The organism is Affinibrenneria salicis, from assembly GCF_008710095.1.
The window spans coordinates 479425-498128 of record NZ_VYKJ01000001.1; the positions used below are offsets into that span (position 1 = coordinate 479425).

15 protein-coding genes are annotated in these 18704 nt (G+C 60.6%); 3 read left to right on the forward strand and 12 right to left on the reverse strand.

Annotated elements, in window-relative coordinates; translation table 11 throughout:
• Nucleotides 1–203: 203 nt before the first annotated feature.
• A complete protein-coding gene (locus tag FJU30_RS02110; protein WP_150433778.1) occupies nucleotides 204–1976 on the forward strand; it encodes a sigma-54 interaction domain-containing protein in 1773 nt (590 codons plus the stop codon).
• A 91-nt stretch (nucleotides 1977–2067) separates the two neighbouring features.
• On the opposite strand, the gene FJU30_RS02115 is transcribed toward FJU30_RS02110, so the two are convergent.
• The 12 genes from FJU30_RS02115 to rlmG form a co-directional block, all read right to left on the reverse strand.
• Nucleotides 2068–2643, reverse strand: coding sequence for an NTP transferase domain-containing protein (locus FJU30_RS02115; protein ID WP_150433779.1), 576 nt, complete (start codon nucleotides 2641–2643; stop codon nucleotides 2068–2070).
• 42 nt (nucleotides 2644–2685) lie between these two features.
• Nucleotides 2686–3144: a (2Fe-2S)-binding protein gene (locus FJU30_RS02120; protein ID WP_150433780.1), complete on the reverse strand. Its 459-nt coding sequence runs from the start codon at nucleotides 3142–3144 to the stop codon at nucleotides 2686–2688.
• A gap of 3 nt (nucleotides 3145–3147) precedes the next feature.
• On the reverse strand, nucleotides 3148–6369 hold the full coding sequence (locus FJU30_RS02125; protein WP_150433781.1) for a molybdopterin cofactor-binding domain-containing protein: 3222 nt from the start codon (nucleotides 6367–6369) through the stop codon (nucleotides 3148–3150).
• A 96-nt stretch (nucleotides 6370–6465) separates the two neighbouring features.
• A complete protein-coding gene (locus tag FJU30_RS02130) occupies nucleotides 6466–7422 on the reverse strand; it encodes an N-carbamoyl-D-amino-acid hydrolase (RefSeq protein ID WP_150433782.1) in 957 nt (318 codons plus the stop codon).
• Between the two features lie 33 nt (nucleotides 7423–7455).
• A complete protein-coding gene (locus tag FJU30_RS02135; RefSeq protein WP_150433783.1) occupies nucleotides 7456–8691 on the reverse strand; it encodes a Zn-dependent hydrolase in 1236 nt (411 codons plus the stop codon).
• Nucleotides 8692–8749: 58 nt separating this feature from the next.
• Nucleotides 8750–9502, reverse strand: a complete 753-nt coding sequence (locus tag FJU30_RS02140) for an ABC transporter permease (protein WP_150433784.1) — start codon at nucleotides 9500–9502, stop codon at nucleotides 8750–8752.
• 14 nt (nucleotides 9503–9516) lie between these two features.
• On the reverse strand, nucleotides 9517–10296 hold the full coding sequence (locus tag FJU30_RS02145) for an ABC transporter ATP-binding protein (RefSeq protein ID WP_150433785.1): 780 nt from the start codon (nucleotides 10294–10296) through the stop codon (nucleotides 9517–9519).
• Nucleotides 10297–10331: 35 nt separating this feature from the next.
• Entirely contained in the window at nucleotides 10332–11369 is a 1038-nt protein-coding gene (locus FJU30_RS02150; RefSeq protein ID WP_150433786.1) for an ABC transporter substrate-binding protein, read from the reverse strand.
• Nucleotides 11370–11418: 49 nt separating this feature from the next.
• Nucleotides 11419–12354 (reverse strand): MurR/RpiR family transcriptional regulator, encoded by a 936-nt coding sequence (locus tag FJU30_RS02155; RefSeq protein ID WP_150433787.1) that lies wholly within the window; start codon nucleotides 12352–12354, stop codon nucleotides 11419–11421.
• A 524-nt stretch (nucleotides 12355–12878) separates the two neighbouring features.
• Nucleotides 12879–13364 (reverse strand): ATP-independent periplasmic protein-refolding chaperone Spy, encoded by a 486-nt coding sequence (gene spy / locus FJU30_RS02160; protein WP_150433788.1) that lies wholly within the window; start codon nucleotides 13362–13364, stop codon nucleotides 12879–12881.
• Between the two features lie 235 nt (nucleotides 13365–13599).
• A complete protein-coding gene (locus tag FJU30_RS02165) occupies nucleotides 13600–13896 on the reverse strand; it encodes a hypothetical protein (protein WP_150433789.1) in 297 nt (98 codons plus the stop codon).
• 197 nt (nucleotides 13897–14093) lie between these two features.
• Complete coding sequence (gene rlmG / locus FJU30_RS02170) at nucleotides 14094–15239, reverse strand: 23S rRNA (guanine(1835)-N(2))-methyltransferase RlmG (protein ID WP_150433790.1); 1146 nt, start codon at nucleotides 15237–15239, stop codon at nucleotides 14094–14096.
• A 177-nt stretch (nucleotides 15240–15416) separates the two neighbouring features.
• On the opposite strand from rlmG, the gene FJU30_RS02175 reads away from it, so the two are divergent.
• Both FJU30_RS02175 and sstT read left to right on the forward strand, forming a co-directional pair.
• The gene (locus FJU30_RS02175; protein WP_150433854.1) at nucleotides 15417–16400 is read left to right on the forward strand and encodes a Gfo/Idh/MocA family protein; all 984 of its coding nucleotides are present in this window, start codon (nucleotides 15417–15419) and stop codon (nucleotides 16398–16400) included.
• A 611-nt stretch (nucleotides 16401–17011) separates the two neighbouring features.
• Nucleotides 17012–18259 carry a serine/threonine transporter SstT gene (gene sstT, locus FJU30_RS02180; RefSeq protein WP_150433791.1) on the forward strand — a complete coding sequence of 416 codons (1248 nt, stop codon included), beginning with the start codon at nucleotides 17012–17014 and terminating at the stop codon, nucleotides 18257–18259.
• Nucleotides 18260–18704: the final 445 nt, after the last annotated feature.

The following is an 18704-nucleotide window of genomic DNA, read 5'->3' on the forward strand; positions in this document are numbered from 1 at the left end:
ATGCCGAATAATCGCAAACAGTGACAATATGAACGGGCGCGCGGGCGCATGCGGCATCCGCGCGGATGCCGGCGACGCGGCGCGTTGCTGCGTCGTGGGCGCACGAACGGGACGGCGCGGCGGTATTTCTCAAAATGCGAATAGCGCCGTACGCGTCGCGTCGCGCCAACGATTCCGAATTCAGACGGTAAGGGGCTTAGCCAATGACAGCCAGAACACTGTCTTTGATGCAGATTCAGACAACCATCCGGCATTTTGCCCAGATGCTCAGTCGCGTATTACAGCTCGAAGTCGAAATCGTCGACGATCATCTGCTGCGCGTGGCGGGCAGCGGGCCGTACAGCGCCCGAATCGGCCGTCCGTCCGCCAATACCCGCCTGCTGAAATACGTGATTGACGAGAAAAAAGAGAAGATCGTCATCAATGCGCACCACGATCCAATCTGTCGAACCTGCGGCCAGTACGATCGCTGCGGCGAACTGGCGTTTATCGGCCTGCCGGTCATGCATGAGGGCGCCTGCCTGGGCGTGATCAGTCTGGCGGCGGTCAACCTGGAACAGCAGCAGCGCCTGCAGGACAACATCGAGGTCTTCTCCGATTATATTCGCCACATCTCGGCCCTGCTGGTGGCCAACCTGATGAAGAGCCAGTCCGGCGCCAGCGGGATGGATCAACTGTTCAGCACGCTAATCAACTGCATGGATCAGGGCATTCTGGTGCTTGACGAGCAGGGACTGGTCAAATTCGCCAACCAGAACGCGCTGAAGCAATTGAACACCCGTTGGGAGCAGCTCAGCCGCACGCCGGTATCCATCCGTCCGCTGGCGGCCGGCAAAGAGTTCGCCAACGGCCATGCGCAGCACATCATCAGCTTCGCCGCCCAGCAGGAAGTAGTGATCGGCCAGTACCATACGGAAAAAAACCTGCAGCTGTTCCTGCTCGCCTTTCATCAGACGGATCGTTCGGCGCCGCCCGACGATCCGCTCACCGAACCGCAGCTCGGCCGTTTTATCGGCAACTCTCCGCCGATCAGGCAGTTGAAACAGCTAATCGGCCGCTTCGCCGACAGCCCGTCCAGCGTGATGATCACCGGCGAAAGCGGCAGCGGCAAAGAGGTGCTGGCCCAGGCGATCCATCAGCTAAGCGGGCGGCGCAGCCAGCCGTTTATCGCCATCAACTGCGCCGCCATTCCCGAGCATTTGCTGGAAAGCGAGCTGTTCGGCTACGTGAAGGGCGCGTTTACCGGCGCTTCGGCCAACGGCAAAATCGGGCTGATTCAGTCCGCCAGCCGCGGCACGCTGTTTCTGGATGAGATCGGCGATATGCCGCTGGCGCTGCAGGTAAAACTGCTGCGCGCGCTGGAAACGCGCGAGGTGCTGCCCATCGGCGCCAGCAAACCGCTGCCGGTCGATATTCGCATCATCTCCGCCACCCACCAGAATCTGGAACGGGCGATCGGCGAGGGGCGATTTCGCGAAGATCTCTACTACCGGCTGAATGTCATTCCGGTCAGCATTCCGCCGCTGCGCGAACGCGGCGAGGATATCGAGATCCTGGTGCATTATTTTCTCAATATGCATACCCGGAGAATGGGCATTACCTATCCCGGCGTCAGCCGCGACGTAATGGATCTGCTGCGCCGCTACCGCTGGCCGGGCAACGTGCGCGAACTGAGCAATCTGATGGAATATCTGGTTAATATCGTGCCGGACGGCGAGGTGATCGATCGCGCGCTGCTGCCGCCCAGCTTTCACTCGCTGAACGGCGTCGCTCCGCGCCCCGCAGCGGCCGACGCCATCTCATCGGCGGAAACGGCGGGCGGGGCGTCACCCAGCCTGAAACGGCTGGAACATCAGCTGATCGCCCAGGCGCTGCAGCGCGGCGCCAATAAGGCGCAGCTGGCGCAGGAGCTGGGCATCAGCGTCGCCACCCTGTATCGCAAAATCAAGAAGTACGGTTTAAACGACAAACCCTGAGCGGCGAGGCCGCCGCCCCGGATTACTGACAAATTTCGTTATCAGCGAGAGCGGCGCAAGGAAGATCGCGGCGTAACCGTCCGTCCCTCTGCTATTGGCTATAGCGCACCAGCAGTTGCCGATACTGCGCCGGCGTATCCATATCCCAGTGGATGGTCGGATCCGCCACCGCCACCCGCTGACAGCCGTAGCGTTCGATAATCGTCTTCATCGACGTCTGCGGACTGGCCTGGCGCACCGCCTCGCGCACCGGCGCCGGCAGCAGCACCGGGTGCCCTTTACCCTGCGCATAGACCGGGATCAGACAGCGATCGCCGCGCCGGCGCCACAGCGCGCGATAGATATCCCGACCGACGGCGGGCATATCGCCCAGCGCCAGAAAGAACGGTCCGTCGCCGGTGGCGTCGACGCCGCAGCGAATCGAGGAAAACATACCGTCGGTAAAACGCTCGTTATGACACAGCGTGATGCGCGCATGCCGCCGGTAGCGCCACTGCAGCTCCGCGCCGCGAAAGCCGGTGACCAACACCACCCGGTCGCAGAACGACAGGGCGCCCGCCAGCGCGCCGTCGAGTACGGTCCCCTCTTCCCACGGCAACATCATTTTCCACTGCCCCATGCGGCTGGATAAACCGGCCGCCAGCATCAGGCACACTTTTTCCGTCATCGGACTCTATCCCCTGTAGCCGCGCGCACGCCGCTGGACGGCTCACTCCGCCAGCACCGCTTTGATGGATTTGATAATCGGCTGATAGCCGGTGCAGCGACACAGGTTGCCCTCCAGCGCCACACGGATTTCAGCGTCGTCCGGGCGGGCGTTGGCGTCCAGCAACGCTTTGGCGCTCATCAGCACGCCGGGCGTACAGAAACCGCACTGTACCCCGCCGTGGCGGACGAACGCATTCTGCAGCTTAACGCCTATCGGATCGTGGCGTAACGCTTCGACGGTGGTGATCTCCGCGCCGTGGCACTGCGCGGCCAGCAGCAGACAGGCGCATACCGCCCTGCCGTTCATAATGATCGTGCAGGCGCCGCATTCGCCGACGGAGCAGCCCTCTTTGGTGCCGGTCAGCCCGCGATCCTCGCGCAGAAAATCCAGCAGCCGGGCATTATCGTCCACCGCGGCGCACACCCGAATCCCGTTAATTTTTAGCTCTATCTGATGCATGCTTTACTCCTTACTCTCGCATCCGGCCGCCAGTTCGGCCATCGTCTGGCGAAACATATCGAGATAGACCGGGATTTTATAAACCGCGGACCAACGCCCGCCGATCGCCTGGGTCATCATGTTCTCCAGCACCGCCGCCGCCTGGTCGATCGCCGCCTGCGTCGGCGGGAGGCCGAGCAGCGTCTGTTCCACCGCCGTCAACCGCTGCGGATGGCTGAACAGCGCGCCGTCCACCAGCCGGCACAGGTCAATCCGCCCCTGTTCGTCCAGCCGAAACAGCGCGCTCAGACTCTGCCGGGTGATATTGACCGCATTGCGGCGCCCGAGCTGTAAATAGTGGGTATGCAGCGCGCCGGGCTCCGGCGCCGGCAGGATCACGCGGGTCAGCAACTCGCCGGGCCGGCGCTGAGTGCGATAGGTGCCGGTAATAAATTCCGCCAGCGGCAGGCGGCGGCTGGCGTTCAGTTCGCGCAGCTCCACCTCGGCGCCATAGACAATCAGCGGCGGCACCGAATCGGCGCAGGGCGCCGCGTTGACGATATTGCCGCCCACCGTCGCCCGGTTGCGCAATTGCAGAGAGCCGATGGTGCGGCACGCCTGCACCAGCAGCGGATAGCGCGCCTGCAGCCGCGCATCGGCCACCAGGTCGGTGAAACAGGTCGCGGCGCCGATACTCAGCTCGTCGCCCTGCTGCCGCACGCCCTGCAGCGCCGACAGGCCGGCGATATTCACCAGCCGCACCGGCGTGGTCTTCAGCCGCGCCTGCACCAGCACATCGGTGCCGCCGGCTATCGCCTGCGCCTCGCCCTGCGCCAGCATCGCCAGCGCCTCGTCCAGACTGGCCGGCGACAGCATGCTGAGGGTATTCAGCCTCAGCACCTGTTTATGCTCGCCTGACTGCGCCTGCTGCTCGCTCTGCCGCACCGGTTTCTTCAGGTTGTAGCCCAGCCGCACCTGCTCCAGCGTCAGCGGCAGCGTGCGGTTCCAGCGGCCGAGCGCGAAGCTGACCGCGTTATTAAGCGCCGCGCCGCCCAGTTCCAGCACCGGCTCGCCGATCACCTTCGCGCCGTACGGCCCGGCCTTGTCATGATTCTCCAGCGCGATTACCTTGATCTCCGGCACATCGCGGATGGTGGGCAGCAGGTAGGTGTCGAAATTTTCCGACTTTACTTCGCCCTGTTCGATATTGAAATCTTCCAGCATGCCGTAGCCGATCAGCCCCTGCACCACTCCGCCGTAGACCTGGCCCTCGAAGCCGACCCGGTTGATGACCTTGCCCACGTCGTGCACCGCGGTGATCTCGCGCAGGGTGATCTTGCCGGTGCGGGTATCCACCTCGATGTCGGCCACCTGACAACCGTACACCCAGGTAAAGTACGGGCTGCCGCAGCCCTTTTCTTCATCCCAGTGAATATCGGGCGCCACGTGCCAGCCGTAAGCCGACAGATTGGCCCCGGTGGCCCTGGTCAGCGTCACCACCTGCGGGAAATCGAGGCTGCGCGCCGGATCGTTCAGGTTGAACACCCTGCCGTCGCGCCACGCCAGCTGGTCGATACCGTCGGCGCCCAGTTGCGCCGCCACCGCGTCGGCCATGCGCCGCTTGATTTTGTTGGCGGCGCTCAGGATCGCCTGGCCGCCCATCAGCGTGCCGCGCGAGGCTACGGTGGAACCGCCGTCGGCGATCATCGAGGTGGCCGGCTCGCTGAACATCACCTGCTCCAGCGGCAACCCGAAGGCTTCGGCGGCGATCAGCGACATGACGGTCTGCAACCCCTGGCCGTTTTCCGATACCGAGGTGGAGATATTCACGCTGCCGTCGGCGTTGACCTGGATCAGCGCCGATGAGGCGTCCAGCCCCTCGGCCCCCAGCGAACAGCCGCGGTGGCTGAGCGCCAGTCCGATGCCGTATTTTATCGGTCCGCCCTGCGCGTTCAGCCGGCGGTAGCGTTCGCGTTTGGCAAGAAATTCCGAGCTGTCGGCCGCAGTAAGCAGCGCCTCTTCGGCCGAGACCGTATGTTCGCTAAACACCTGCCCCGCCATGCTGGTATCCCCTTGTTTAAGGATATTGCGCTGGCGCAGTTCGAGCGGCGACAGCCCAAGCGCCGCCGCCACCTCATCCATCAGCGACTCATTGGCCAGGATGACCTGCGGCGCGCCGAAGCCGCGAAACGCCGAAGTGTAGTTATTGTTGGTATAGACGCCGGTCACATCGACCCGCACATTGGGAATACGGTAAGGCCCGGCGGCCTGGACCGAACTGCGCCAGGTAACAAACGGCGTCTGGCCGGCATAGCTGCCGCCATCGGCCAGCACGTCAATCTTGATCGCCTGGATACGCGCCTCGTCATCCAGACCGATCTTATATTTCATTTTGTACGGATGACGTTTGTAACTCTCGCGCATCGACTGTTCGCGGTTATAGGTAAACTTAACCGGCCGGCCGGTGAGCTGACACAACAGAGCCGCGCGGCAGGCCAAATGGTCGATGATATCGTCCTTGCCGCCGAACGATCCGCCCAGCACCGAGCGCTTTACGTTGACCCGCGACTGCGGCAGGCCCAGATATTTCGCCACGAAGCCGCGCACCCGGTGGGCATTCTGCACCGAACCGGCCAGCGACATGATCTGCTCGTTATCGTCGATCCAGGCGATGATCGATTCCGGCTCCAGGTAGGCGTGCTCCTGGTAACCCACCTCATACTCTCGCTCGAAGATATGCGTCGAGGCGGCGAAGCCGGCGTCGATATCGCCCTTCACCGTATGGTGGTGATTGATAATGTTGCTGGCGCTGCCGGGGTGGATCAGACGCGCGTCGGGTTTGATCGCTTCTTCCACGTTGACGATCGGGATAAACGGCGTATAGCGGACGCGAATCAGATCCGCCGCCCGACAGGCCGCCTCATAGCCGGTGGCGGCGATAATGGCGATCACATCGCCGCGAAAAGCGATATTGCGATCCGCCAGCGGCGGGTAGTCGGCAATCACCACGCCGATATGGCTTTCGCCGGGCACATCGCGCGCCGTGGCGATTCTCACCACGCCCGGCACCTGCAGCGCGTCGCTCAGGTCGATATCCTCCACGCTGCCGGCCGCAATATCCGCGTAGCGGCAGACGCCGTACAGCATATTTTTCATGTGAATATCGTCGCCGTAAATCGCGCTGCCTTTCACCTTCGCCAGGCCATCCACGCGCGGCACTTCCTGACCAATTAGCTGTGTTTCCATTAAATTACCTTCTCCAGACCGGGATGCCCGGTCGCGCGACGTTATTCTTCGGCCGGCCGGCGCGTTGCCCGGCCGCCTGGCGCGCGACGGGGATAATTATTTTTTTACCCGCGGACTGCCGTCCGCCAGCAGCGTTTCGCCCTTCAGACGAGTAATAGGCCCATAGGCCTGCGGCTGGCGGTGCAGATCGAAATTAAAGGTGGTGCGCTTATAGATCTGGCAAAAATCCAGATCGCAGTGCGCGATCGCCACTTCGTCGCCTTTGGTGACGCAGCTGGCGACCACTTCGCCGGACGGGGCGATAATGCAGCTGCCGCCGATGTGATCGACGCCTTCTTCCGTCCCCGCCTTAGCGACGCCCACTACCCAGGTGCCGTTCTGGTATGCGCCGGCCTGCATGGAAAGCTGGTTATGGAACAGGGACAGGTCGTCATGCGCCGGCGCCGGCGCGTTATGCACCGGCGTGTTGTAACCAATCAGCACCATCTCCACGCCCTGTAGCCCCATTACGCGGTAGGTTTCGCACCAGCGTCGATCGTTGCAGATCGCCATGCCGAACAGGCCGCCGAACGCCGGGTAGACGGAAAAACGGTCGCCCGGCGTGAAGTAGCGTTTCTCCAGGTGCTGAAAAGCGCGCCACGGTTCGTGCTCGCGGTGGCCGGGCAGATGCACCTTGTGGTACTTGCCGACGATATCGCCGTTTTTATCCACCAGAATCGAGGTGTTATAGCGCCGCCTGACGCCGCCCTCGTCGCTCAGCTCGGCGTACCCGAGGCAGAACCCGATTTGCAATTCCCGCGCCAGTTCAAACAGCGGCAGGGTGTCCTGCCCGGGCATGCTGGCCTCGCACCAGCTGTCCAGCTGCTGCTCATCCTCGATGTACCAACGCGGGAAGAAGGTGGTCAGCGCCAGCTCCGGGTAGACGATCAGATCGGCCCCCAGTTGGCGGGCCTCTCGCATCAGTTTCATTAAACGCGCCACCACCTGCGCGCGCGAATCCTCTCGGTTTACCGGTCCCAACTGGCCGATAGCGACATTGACATAACGAGCCACTTTATCTCTCCCTCATCATTAATCTTTCTGGCGTCAGTCGCGCTGCGCGCGCTGCGCCACCGCACCGAGCAGCACATTCGCGCCGGCGATCAGATCCCCGGCGGCGGTGAATTCTCGGATGTTATGGCTCAGCCCCTCTACGCTGGGAACGAAGATCATCCCGGCCGGACACAGCGCGGCGAGAATCTGCGCATCATGCCCCGCGCCGCTCGGCATGCGGCGCGACGACAGACCCAGCCGGCGCGCCTGCGCCTCCACCAGATCCACCATCTCCGTATCGAACGGCGTGGGTTCGAAACGCGCCAGCATGCGTCGCGTCAGCGTCACCCCTTCCTGCGTCGCCGCCCGGTCGGCGAAGGCCCACAGCCGCTGCTCCGCCTGGCGCAGCACCTCCGCGTCGGTATTGCGCAGATCCACCGTCAACCGCAGAGTATCGGGAATAACATTCACCAGATTCGGCGCGCAGGTAAGGTAACCGACCGTCGCCACCTGATCGCCCCCCAACTCCTGCGCCAGTTCGCGCACGAAGGTGTTAATACGCGCCGCCACATAGCCGGCGTCGTGGCGCAGACGCATCGGCGTGGTGCCGGCATGGTTGGCCACGCCGCCCAGCGTGAACTCGGTCCAGGAAATACCCTGCACGCCCTGCACCACGCCGATGGACAAGCCCTCTTCATCCAGCACCGGCCCCTGCTCGATATGCAGTTCGAAATAGCTGTCCACTTTGTTGGCGCCCACCGGCGCCGGGCCGGCGTAGCCGATCTGACGCAGCGCATCGCCGACGGTCACGCCGTCGATGCCGGTGGTAGCCAGCGCCGTTTCCAGCGCCAGACCGCCCTGGAACACCAGACTGCCCATCATATCGGGCTGAAAACGCGCCCCTTCCTCATTGGTGAAGAAGGCCACCGCCACCGGTCGGCGCAGACGAATTCCCGCGTCGCGCAGCGTGGCGATCACCTCCAGCCCGGACAGCACGCCGTAGTTGCCGTCATAGAGGCCGCCGGTCGCCACCGTGTCGATGTGCGAGCCGATCATCACCGGCGGCGCGTCGATCTGCCCGGCGTAAACGCCGACGACGTTGCCGATGCCGTCGATCGTGACCGTCAGCCCGAGCGCGCGCATACGCGCCAGGGTCCAGTCCCGCCCCTGGCGGTCCTCATCGCTCAGCGCCAGGCGGCACACGCCGCCGCCGGGCAGCGCGCCGAAGGTTCCCAGCTCATGTAATGACGCCATCAGGCGTTCGCCGTTAATCCGCAAATCACTGCTCATGACAGGTTCCTTGTATTCTGTTGTCGCCTCTGGCGGGCATTTCCCCCGTCCTCCGGCGTTAGCGATGGGCCCAGTGCGTCATCCGTTTCTCGACAAAGGCGAAGATTTCGTACATCACGACGCCCATCGCGCCGATAACGATCAAGCCGGCGAACACCAGCGCCATATTCATGGTGGAGCTGGCGGCCATCATCAAATAGCCGATGCCCAGGTTGGAGGCGACGGTTTCCGAAATCACCGAACCGACGAACGCCAGCGTGATCGCCACCTTCAGCGAGGCGAAAAAGTAGGGCAGCGAGCGCGGCAGCCCCACTTTTTTCAGGATATCCATGCGCGAGGCGCCCAGCGAACGCAGCACGTCCTCCATCTCCGGCTCCACCGTCGCCAGGCCGGTGGCCACGTTGACCACAATGGGAAAGAAGGAGATAAGAAACGCGGTGGCGATAGCCGGGACGGTGCCAATGCCGAACCACACCACCAGCACCGGTACGAAGGCCACCTTAGGTATGGAGTTAAACCCGACCAACAGCGGATAAACGGCCTTGTACACCAGGTTGGAGGCGCCGACGGCAATGCCGAGAAACAGACCGAACACCACCGCCAGCACAAAGCCGACCAGCGTGGTATACAGCGTCTGTAGCGAGTGCTCGGCGATCGGCCGCCAGTCGGTCACCAGCGATCGCCAGACGTCGGTCACGGAAGGGAATAAATAGCTGGAGACATTGAAACCGGTAACAATCAGTTGCCAGATCAATCCCAGCAGAATTAACAGCCCCCAGGGGGCGATTTTGATCAGCGTTGATCGCGACATAATGGCGCCCCTTATTACGCTTTGCGCAGTGAAGAGATGTGCTCGCGCAGTTCCAGCACATAACGGGAAAAAGGATCGGTATAGGTCACCTGCAAATCGCGCGGGCGCGGCAGTTCGATCTCCCGGCGTGCGATAATCTGGCCCGGACGGGCGCTCATGACATAGACGGTATCCGCCAGGAACACCGCCTCGCGCAGATCGTGCGTCACCAGCACCACGGTAAAGGGCGACTCCTGCCACAGATCGCGCACCATGCACCAAAGCTCTTCGCGCGTGAAGGCGTCCAGCGCGCCGAAGGGCTCATCCAGCATCAGCAGGCGGGGTTTGTGGATCAGCGCCCGGCAGATGGAAGCGCGCTGCTGCATCCCGCCGGACAGCTCCCAGGGATATTTATCCTCGCAGCCTTCCAGCCCGACCCGTTTTAATAACGCGCGGGCCTGCTGCTGATACGTTTTGTAGTTGGCGCGCAGCGTGGAACGATACGGCTCCACGATTTCCATCGGCAGCATGACGTTGTCGAGCGTGGTCCGCCAGGGTAACAAATTAGACGCCTGAAACGCCATGCCGATGCATTTCTGCGGTCCGACGACCTCGCGTTTATTGACAAAGACGTATCCCTCCGTCGGCGCAATCAAGCCCGAGGTCAATTTCATAAACGTCGATTTACCGCAGCCGGACGGACCAACCAGCGCCACGAACTCATTTTCCCTGATGCTGAAGTTCACATCTTTGATGGCCAGTTGATCGCTGTTGTTGTACGCCAGGCTGACGTTCTCAAATTTCACGAAACTCATTTGTTACCACCTGAAATCATGCTGTGTGACGGGGGTTATTGAACGTCCCGGTCTGCACGCGCCGGCAACAGCGCATCGGTAAATAATGTACTGGCGTCGGGCGTGTTCTTCAGACCGAACGCGCTGACCACCTCGGTAACGGAATTCTTCATCCGCGCCGGATCGACAGCGCCCAGACCGAGTTTTTTACTTTCCGGCGTGACGATCAGCATGTCCCGCGCCATCTGCAGGCGACGCGTTTCCAGCGGCGCATTGATCAGCGAGTCGCGCGCCTTGACGTACTGCACCGCGGCGCTCGGATCGGCGATAGTCTCCTGCACCGCTTTATTGAACGCGCGCAAAAAGGCCTGAATAACCTCGGGATGATTTTCCAGCATGTTTTTGCTGGCGATAATGGTGTTGCCGTACAGATCCACGCCGTATTGCGAATAGGGGAAAATCACCAGATCGTCGGCCTTGATGCCGCGCGCCTCCAGGTTCAACAAGTTGGTGAAATAGAAGCCGGAGATGGCGTCCACATTCTTACGCGCCAGCAAATTGTCGGTGACGGTGGGATCGGCGGACTGCCAGGTGACCGCATCCTTATTGAGCCCCACTTTTTTGGCGAAGGCCGGCCAGGACTTGCGGGCGGCGTCGAACACCGGCGCGGCGATGGTTTTACCCTGCAGATCCGTCGGTTTGGCGATCCCCGAGCTCTTCAGCGTAAACACCGCGCCCGGCGTCACGTTGTACAGCATATAGACGCCTTTGATGCCGGTTCCAGGATGCTGCGACTCCTGCTCGATCAGCGAGTTGAAATCGGCAAAGGCCATATCATAGGCGCCGGTGGCCACCCGGGTTACCGCGCCGGCCGACCCGTTGCCGGAGTCGATCTGCACATCCAGCCCTTCCTGAACGAAATAGTTCTTCGCTTTGGCCATCAAAAACGGCGCCGAAGGCCCCTCAAAGCGCCAGTCCATCGAAAATTTCACTTTGACCGGGTCAGCGGCCTGGGCCTGAGACGCCAGTACAGACAGCGACAACAGAACCGTACAGCCTAATTTATGCATCGTCGAAAACGCGGGAGTTAACATCGCTGATTTCCTCAAATAAAGGGTGGATTACGCATTGTGTGTGTCGGTGTTAAAAACGGTTGCTGGTATCCTCATGCGGCAGCGGCACGGGCTGATACAGGTCGTCGATCTGCTGATGGATATCCTCCATGCGTTGCATACGCTGACTGGCCTTTTCAGGAGATTTCGCCACCAGCTCATTGCCGAGAAAATTGACCATGCTGATGGCGGCGGTATAGGAGTCGAAGATGGCGCTGCCGCTGGCGGCGCAGGGAATGACGATATCCGCCAACGCGTCGATATCCGACACCAGGCTGTTGCTCAGAATAATCACCCGCGCCCGGTAGGTTTTCGCCACCTGCACCAGGTAAGACAGCAGGCGGATCTGACGCGGGAAATCCACCACGAACAGCACGTCCTGCGGCTGGATATCGGCCAGCACATCGGCGAATTTGGCGGCGGGATCGTTGACCAGCTGCACATCGGACAGCGCGTGGGAAAACAGCGCCTGAGCGTAAAACGCGGTGGCGTAGCTATTGCGAAAACCGATAACCCAGACGCGCCGCGCGCCGCTCAGCAGATTCACCGCCCGCTCCAGCTCCGCCGGCATACTGTTCCGGTGCATAACGGAAAGATTTTCCCGCTCGCGTTCAACGTGCACCTCCAGCCGCTCGCGCAGAGTCTTCGGCCGCTGCGGATGCTGTTCCAGGTTGCTGAGCGGCGAGCCGCCCACCGGCTCAATGCCGCGGCATTTGGTGCGGAACTGATTGAAATCCTCAAAACCGAGACGGCGAAACACGCGCGCGGCCGTGGATTTCGATACGCCGGCCAGCCCGGCCAGTTCCGTGGCGCTGTAACTGGCCAGATGGTGCTGATGGGCAAGAATGACATCCACCAGTTTCTTTTCGGCGGGAGACAGCGCGCTATAGACTCGCCGAATAATGGTCTGTAATTCGGCCAGCATGGCGTTCTTTTCTTCTGCTATCGGCGATAGGCTATTCATCATGGCTCCCGCGGCGACGCGCCCTATGGCACATATGTTTTATAAAAAAACAAAATAAGAAATAGTTGTGCCAAAAGAAAAGCAAACCGCGCGCCAACACCATAAAAAAACAAAAAAAATTATCTAATTGATTGAAATAAAATAATTAATAATGAAATGAAGTCGATTAAGCCATACAGGACAACCGCCGACGCGGCAGAGAAAAACGTACAGTCTGGTGCAGCAGAAGGCGGGAGTGCACCAAAATAAGACGCGCCGCAGATGGCTGGCGCAGGATAGAGTTACCCGACCGCTTTCACATCGATTTACCGGTGATTTCCCCGCCGGCGGGCGCCGGTAAAGGGAGAGAACGAAAGGACGATACCTGTCGGCGGCTACCTCCGCGGGCCCCCCGGAGACCCAATGCGGCAAACCGCCGCATCCGGCCACGGCGCGATGTTGAGCAGCCATGGAGAGATGCGGCGGTCTGAATGCGAATGCGGCAAAAGGCCTACTCCGGCAGACCGCTGGCGCGCGCTGCCGTCGGATTATTCAGCCGGTTTGGGCGGCTTGCCGTCGTGTTTGTCCGGATGAGGCTGCGCCAGGCGTTTTTCGAAGTTGGCGTTGTACTGCGTTTTCTGTTCCGGCGTCAGAATATTGTAAATCTTACTCTGCGCTTCAAGATGCGCCAGCGTGCGCGCTTTGTTCGCTTCTTCCATCTTCGTCACCAGCGTCTCGGCCTGAGCCCGATCGAAGGTGCCGGCGGTAATCAACTGATGCAGCGCCCGACGATCTTCCGGCGAAGGCATGCGCGGCTCTTTACGCGAGTCCTGCATAATCTGGCGAATCTGCTGTTTCTGCGCATCCGTCAGATTCAAATTCTTAAACATCATGTCGCCGCGCGGACCGTGCTTCATCATACCCTGAGTACGCCCCTCCGGGGCTTTGCCCGCATCGGCGGGTTCGGCGTGGGCCAGACCTGCGGCGCCCAGCGCCAGCGTGGTAGCGACAAACATTGCGGTCAATTTACGCATATTCAAATCCTCACATAGGGTTGTTCATTAGCGAACGATGTCGCCCTGACGCCATGAAGTCTACGCCATCGAACTTCAGGTAATTAGAGCGACGGTAAATAACTGAAAGGATGGCAGCGAATTTTGCACCAAATATGAAGAAATCGAGGATATCTGGTAAGAAAATGACAATATTGCGTTAAAACACGCGGCGACAGTAACCGCTCAGGCTGATCGCCTGAGAAGGTACGGTACATCAGGGCAGAGAGCGCGCGAACGCCGAGGCGTCTTTAGCCAATGCATCGACATAGGCATTGATAACCTTTATTTTTTGCATCAGCGGATTACGCTCTGGCGAGGCGTCAACCATATTAAGCTGGTTCACCAACTGGTTAATCCGGGCGCTGAGCTCATGTTCCCGCTGCTGCGACTGCGCCAGCTGCTGTTGCAACGCCTGATAATCCTGCCGCCAGGTTTGCTGCTGTTGCTGAAGGGTGCGCTCTAAATCGAGTAACGCGCCGTTCAGCCGGGTCTCCAGTTCTTCTAGCCTCATACAGATTCCTTCGCTTAATTATCCAGCGAATTATAATGACAGCGCGCCCATACAACAAACAATCCGAACCCTGCCTGTTCCGGCCGACGCATTTTCGCGCCAGGCCGGCCGGGCGCGACCGCCCCGTTTTAGTATCGATAAAGCGGCGAATCGCCCCGTCATCTTATTTCCGCGATCGGCCGCAGCGCCGTGCGCGTTCAGACCGCCTGACGCGTTATCGAGCGCACCGAACGCAGCACCACGAATTTACTGTTGCTGGCCAGCACCTCGCAGTTGCCGAACAGACGCTTCAGCTTGTGAAAATAGTCCAGATGGCGGTTGCCGACAATACGCAGCTCGCCGCCCGAGACCAGGCAACGGCGCGCGTCATGAAACATCTGCCAGGCGATCTGGTCGGTGATGGCCTGCTGCTGATGGAACGGCGGATTGCACAGGACGGCCTGCAGACTCTCGCGCTTCACCCGGGTCAAGGTGTCATTGACGCGGAATTCGCAGCGCGCCATATCCTGCGGTCGGTTGTGCTCTACGTTAATGCGGCTGGACTCAACGGCCATGTATGACTCGTCGCAAAACAGCAGGCTGGCATCCGGGTTGCGCTCGAGCGCCGTCAGCCCCACCACGCCGTTGCCGCAGCCCAAATCGACCATACTGCCCGCCAGATCGCGCGGCAAATGCTGCATAAAGAAGCGGGCGCCGATATCCAGCCCGCCGCGGGAAAAGACGTTGGGTAAATTCTGGATCAGATAATCGCTTTTATCCAGCGTCCAGCCGACCAGCGGATTGTAGTCCGGCCGGGCCGGCGGCGCGACTTCGCAGTGAATCAGACGCGCCTTCTTCCATGCCAGCGAGGTGCGGGTCGGCCCGATAATTTGTTCGAATAGCTGCAGCGTCGAGGTGTGAACGTCACGCGTTTTCGCGGCGGCAACCACCTGCGTTTGCGGGCCGACGACCGCCCGCAGGGCATGCAGCTGATATTCCAGCAGCGCCAGCGTACGCGGCAGCTTAATGATCACCAGCGCCGGCGCGGCGGGTAAATCAGCCAGACTATCAAGCAACGTCGCCGCGTCGGGCGCGTAATGGTTCAGCGCCAGATTGTGGCGCGTCGCCAGTTGACTTAACAACGAGTCGCTGACGCAGAACGGATGCCGCGACTGCAGAGCGCAAGCCAGCGCCCCGAAGGCGTCGTTAAAGATCAGTACCGGACCGGCGGCGGAGGGAGCGGATTCCAGCTCTCGCAGGATATACTCATCGGCAGCGTCCCATGCCTGTAGCGTGGCGTCGTTACTCTGCTGCGGAAAACGCTCCAGCGTCAGCCCGCTATATTCCCATGTTGCCTGGTTCATCACTGCTCCTGAATCGTAAAAATTGCGCTGTTTATCGCTTAAAAGCGGGCCGCAGTAAATGCTTTTTCGCACCGACCGCGGCAATTGCCGCCGAAAATGGCGACGACGACGGCATTGTCTTGTCGTATCGGCATGCTAATCTGGTGCTCTCTTTTTCGTCAGCAGGATAGCAGCCATATGATCCGCTTCGCGATTATAGGTACTAACTGGATAACCCGTCAGTTTGTCGATGCCGCCCATGAGAGCGGGAAAATGAAACTGACGGCGGTCTACTCTCGTACGCTGGAACAGGCCCGGAGCTGGCAGGCCGATTATCCGGTGGAGCATCTGTTTATCTCTCTGGAGCAGATGGCGAAATCACCGGCCATCGACGCCGTCTATATCGCCAGCCCCAACGCTCTGCACTGTGAACAAACGCTGCTGTTCCTGCGCCACGGCAAACATGTGATCTGCGAAAAACCGTTGGCCTCGAACCAGCGTGAAGCCGAACGCATGATCGACTGCGCGCGTGAGCAGCGGGTCGTGCTGTTTGAAGCATTCAAAACCGCCAGCCTGCCCAACTTCACCGCGCTGCGCCAGGCGCTGCCCAGAATCGGCCGGCTGCGTAAAGCGCTGTTCAACTATTGTCAGTATTCTTCGCGTTACCCGCGCTACCTGGCCGGCGAGGTCCCCAATACCTTTAATCCGGCATTTTCAAACGGCTCGATCATGGATATCGGCTATTACTGTCTGGCCAGCGCCGTCGCGTTGTGGGGCGCGCCGCACGCGCTGCAGGCCAGCGCGGCGCTGCTGAAAAGCGGCGTCGACGCGCACGGCAGCGTCATTCTCAATTACCGCGATTTTGACGTAACGCTGCTGCATTCGAAGGTGAGCCACTCCGCGATCGCCAGCGAAATCCAGGGCGAAGAAGGCACGCTGGTCATCGATAAGATCGCAGAATGCCAGCGCATCCAGTTTTTCAGCCTTGACGGCAAGCGCCAGGATCTGAGCCTGCCGCAGCATATTAACGCCATGCTGTATGAAGCGGAAATCTTTGCCGGACTGGTCGACAGCGGCAGCGTCGAACACCCGGGGCTGGCGACGTCGCTGGACGTGGCGCGCCTGCTGACCGAGATTCGCCGGCAGACCGGCGTGATTTTCCCGGCGGACGCGGCGCAGTAACCACTGCGCCCGCCCGGCGATATTGCCGCCTGCCGGACGCCGACTCCCCCCCTGCGCGGCCCGACTATTCCGTCGCCGCCTGCGCGTTGTTACGTCATTCCGGCGCACAAACACGTAATGCCGCGTCTCATCCCTGAATGCTGAAAAAACATCGGGATAAGTCTGCGGCCGGGCGCAGGCAACGCGGCAAAATCGGCGGGTTCGCCCGCTAACGGCAGCCAGGGCGCCCAAACGGAACTTTTTCGCATTTTCGCGGGCTACGCCACAAAACATAATGAAAAAAAATAACGCCGCTTTTCATGTTAACCATTTTCCCTATACTGACTCGCGCAAACACACCTGGTTACAGGTTGTAAAACATTTTGGCATTTTGTTCTGCCGGAATGCGCGGCCTGAACAACATCACCCCAATCGATTTCAGGACGCCGCCAGCCCGCGCGCATCGCCGGTCGTTTACTCCGGTAAATAACCTGGGGGACCAGACGGCCGGGCGCGCGGTTAAGCGCGGCTTACAGGGACGAAGCCGGGACAGTTCCGGTAATAAGGCGCCCCTGCAGCCTGAAAAATGAACGGGATAACAACAATGCGGGAACGGTAACACCGTTAATATTATGGCTGACAAACACGCTCGTTTTTTCCATTACTTCATGCGCGCCAGTCTGGTGAAACAGATCCTGGTCGGGCTGGCCGCCGGCATCGCGCTGGCCGCCGTATCCACTCAGGCGGCCGTCGCCGTCGGCCTGCTGGGCACATTGTTCGTCGGCGCCCTGAAAGCCGTGGCGCCGGTGCTGGTGTTAATGCTGGTGATGGCCTCGATCGCCGGCCACCAGCAGGGACAAAAAACCAATATCCGTCCGATTTTGGTGCTGTATCTAATCGGCACCTTTTCCGCCGCGCTTGTCGCGGTAAGCATCAGCTTCCTCTTCCCCTCAACCCTGGTGCTGAATGCCCAGGCGGCGGATGTCGTACCGCCCTCCGGCATTGTGGCGGTCCTGCGGGGTCTGCTGGTTAGCATCATCGCCAACCCGATCGACGCCCTGCTGCACGCCAACTATATCGGCATTCTGGTCTGGGCGGTCGGTTTTGGCATCGCGCTGCGCCACGGTTCGCAAACGACCCGCCAGATGGTTTGCGACCTGTCGGATGCCGTCACCTTCATCGTGCGCGTGGTGATCCGTTTCGCGCCAGTGGGGATCTTCGGACTGGTCGCCTCCACGCTGGCGGAAACCGGCTTCGGCGCGCTGTGGAGCTACGCACATCTGCTCATGGTGCTGATCGGCGGCATGGCGTTGGTCGCCTTCGGCATCAATCCTCTGATCGTCTTCTGGAAGATCCGCCGTAATCCGTATCCGCTGGTATTAACCTGTCTGCGTGAAAGCGGCGTGACCGCATTCTTTACCCGCAGTTCGGCGGCCAACATTCCGGTCAATATGGAGCTGTGCCGCAAACTAAATCTGGATGAGGATACCTGGTCGGTCGCCATCCCGCTCGGCGCCACCATCAACATGGCAGGGGCCGCCATTACCATCACCGTCCTGACGCTGGCCGCCGCGCATACGCTGGATATTCATGTCGATCTGCCGACCGCGCTGCTGCTGAGCGTGGTGGCCTCGCTGTGCGCCTGCGGCGCTTCCGGCGTCGCCGGCGGGTCGCTGCTGTTAATTCCGCTGGCCTGCAGCATGTTCGGTATTTCCAACGATGTGGCCATGCAGGTGGTTGCGGTCGGCTTTATTATCGGCGTGCTGCAGGACTCGGCGGAGACGGCGGTTAACTCCTCCACCGATGTGATGTTTATTGCCGCCGTATGCGAAGCCGAAGACGCCAGACTGGCGGAAAAAGAACGTTTAAACCCGCTTTAAGCCGGGCCGGGCGCGGCGGACCGCCGCCGCGCTCTTGCGATGCGTTCAGCCGCCCTCTTTCCGCCCGCTAAACATTATTGCGTATATACTTACACGGGGTCGCCCGGCCGACGGCGAAACCAACGCGACAAGCGCCAGACAAGACGGCGCCGCGTGTCGCCGACGGCATCGATCAGCGCGCATCCGCCGCGCGCCAATAAAATCAGGGCTAAAATCCCTGCCGCCGCCGCGATTAAGCTTCAGAAAATCTATGCTTGTGTCAAATAATGTAAAAAAGGCGGTAAAAATAGGCTTATACTCAATAAAACACGCGAAATCACGATTTCTGCTGTTATATTTATCTACCCCGACCCGGTCAAGGTTGTTACAACTTGATCACTTTAGTTACGCTTAATCAGCCAGTTAAGGCATAAAAAGCCTCCGTGGGGCGCTGCCGGACGCATTG

Bases quoted from the DNA above. Each gene is read 5' to 3' on its own strand.
- FJU30_RS02110 (WP_150433778.1), top strand. From the start codon at position 204: ATGACAGCCAGAACACTGTCTTTGATGCAGATTCAGACAACCATCCGG.
- FJU30_RS02115 (WP_150433779.1), bottom strand. From the start codon at position 2,643: ATGACGGAAAAAGTGTGCCTGATGCTGGCGGCCGGTTTATCCAGCCGC.
- FJU30_RS02120 (WP_150433780.1), bottom strand. From the start codon at position 3,144: ATGCATCAGATAGAGCTAAAAATTAACGGGATTCGGGTGTGCGCCGCG.
- FJU30_RS02125 (WP_150433781.1), bottom strand. From the start codon at position 6,369: ATGGAAACACAGCTAATTGGTCAGGAAGTGCCGCGCGTGGATGGCCTG.
- FJU30_RS02135 (WP_150433783.1), bottom strand. From the start codon at position 8,691: ATGAGCAGTGATTTGCGGATTAACGGCGAACGCCTGATGGCGTCATTA.
- FJU30_RS02140 (WP_150433784.1), bottom strand. From the start codon at position 9,502: ATGTCGCGATCAACGCTGATCAAAATCGCCCCCTGGGGGCTGTTAATT.
- FJU30_RS02145 (WP_150433785.1), bottom strand. From the start codon at position 10,296: ATGAGTTTCGTGAAATTTGAGAACGTCAGCCTGGCGTACAACAACAGC.
- FJU30_RS02150 (WP_150433786.1), bottom strand. From the start codon at position 11,369: ATGTTAACTCCCGCGTTTTCGACGATGCATAAATTAGGCTGTACGGTT.
- FJU30_RS02155 (WP_150433787.1), bottom strand. From the start codon at position 12,354: ATGATGAATAGCCTATCGCCGATAGCAGAAGAAAAGAACGCCATGCTG.
- spy (WP_150433788.1), bottom strand. From the start codon at position 13,364: ATGCGTAAATTGACCGCAATGTTTGTCGCTACCACGCTGGCGCTGGGC.
- FJU30_RS02165 (WP_150433789.1), bottom strand. From the start codon at position 13,896: ATGAGGCTAGAAGAACTGGAGACCCGGCTGAACGGCGCGTTACTCGAT.
- rlmG (WP_150433790.1), bottom strand. From the start codon at position 15,239: ATGAACCAGGCAACATGGGAATATAGCGGGCTGACGCTGGAGCGTTTT.
- FJU30_RS02175 (WP_150433854.1), top strand. From the start codon at position 15,417: ATGATCCGCTTCGCGATTATAGGTACTAACTGGATAACCCGTCAGTTT.
- sstT (WP_150433791.1), top strand. From the start codon at position 17,012: ATGGCTGACAAACACGCTCGTTTTTTCCATTACTTCATGCGCGCCAGT.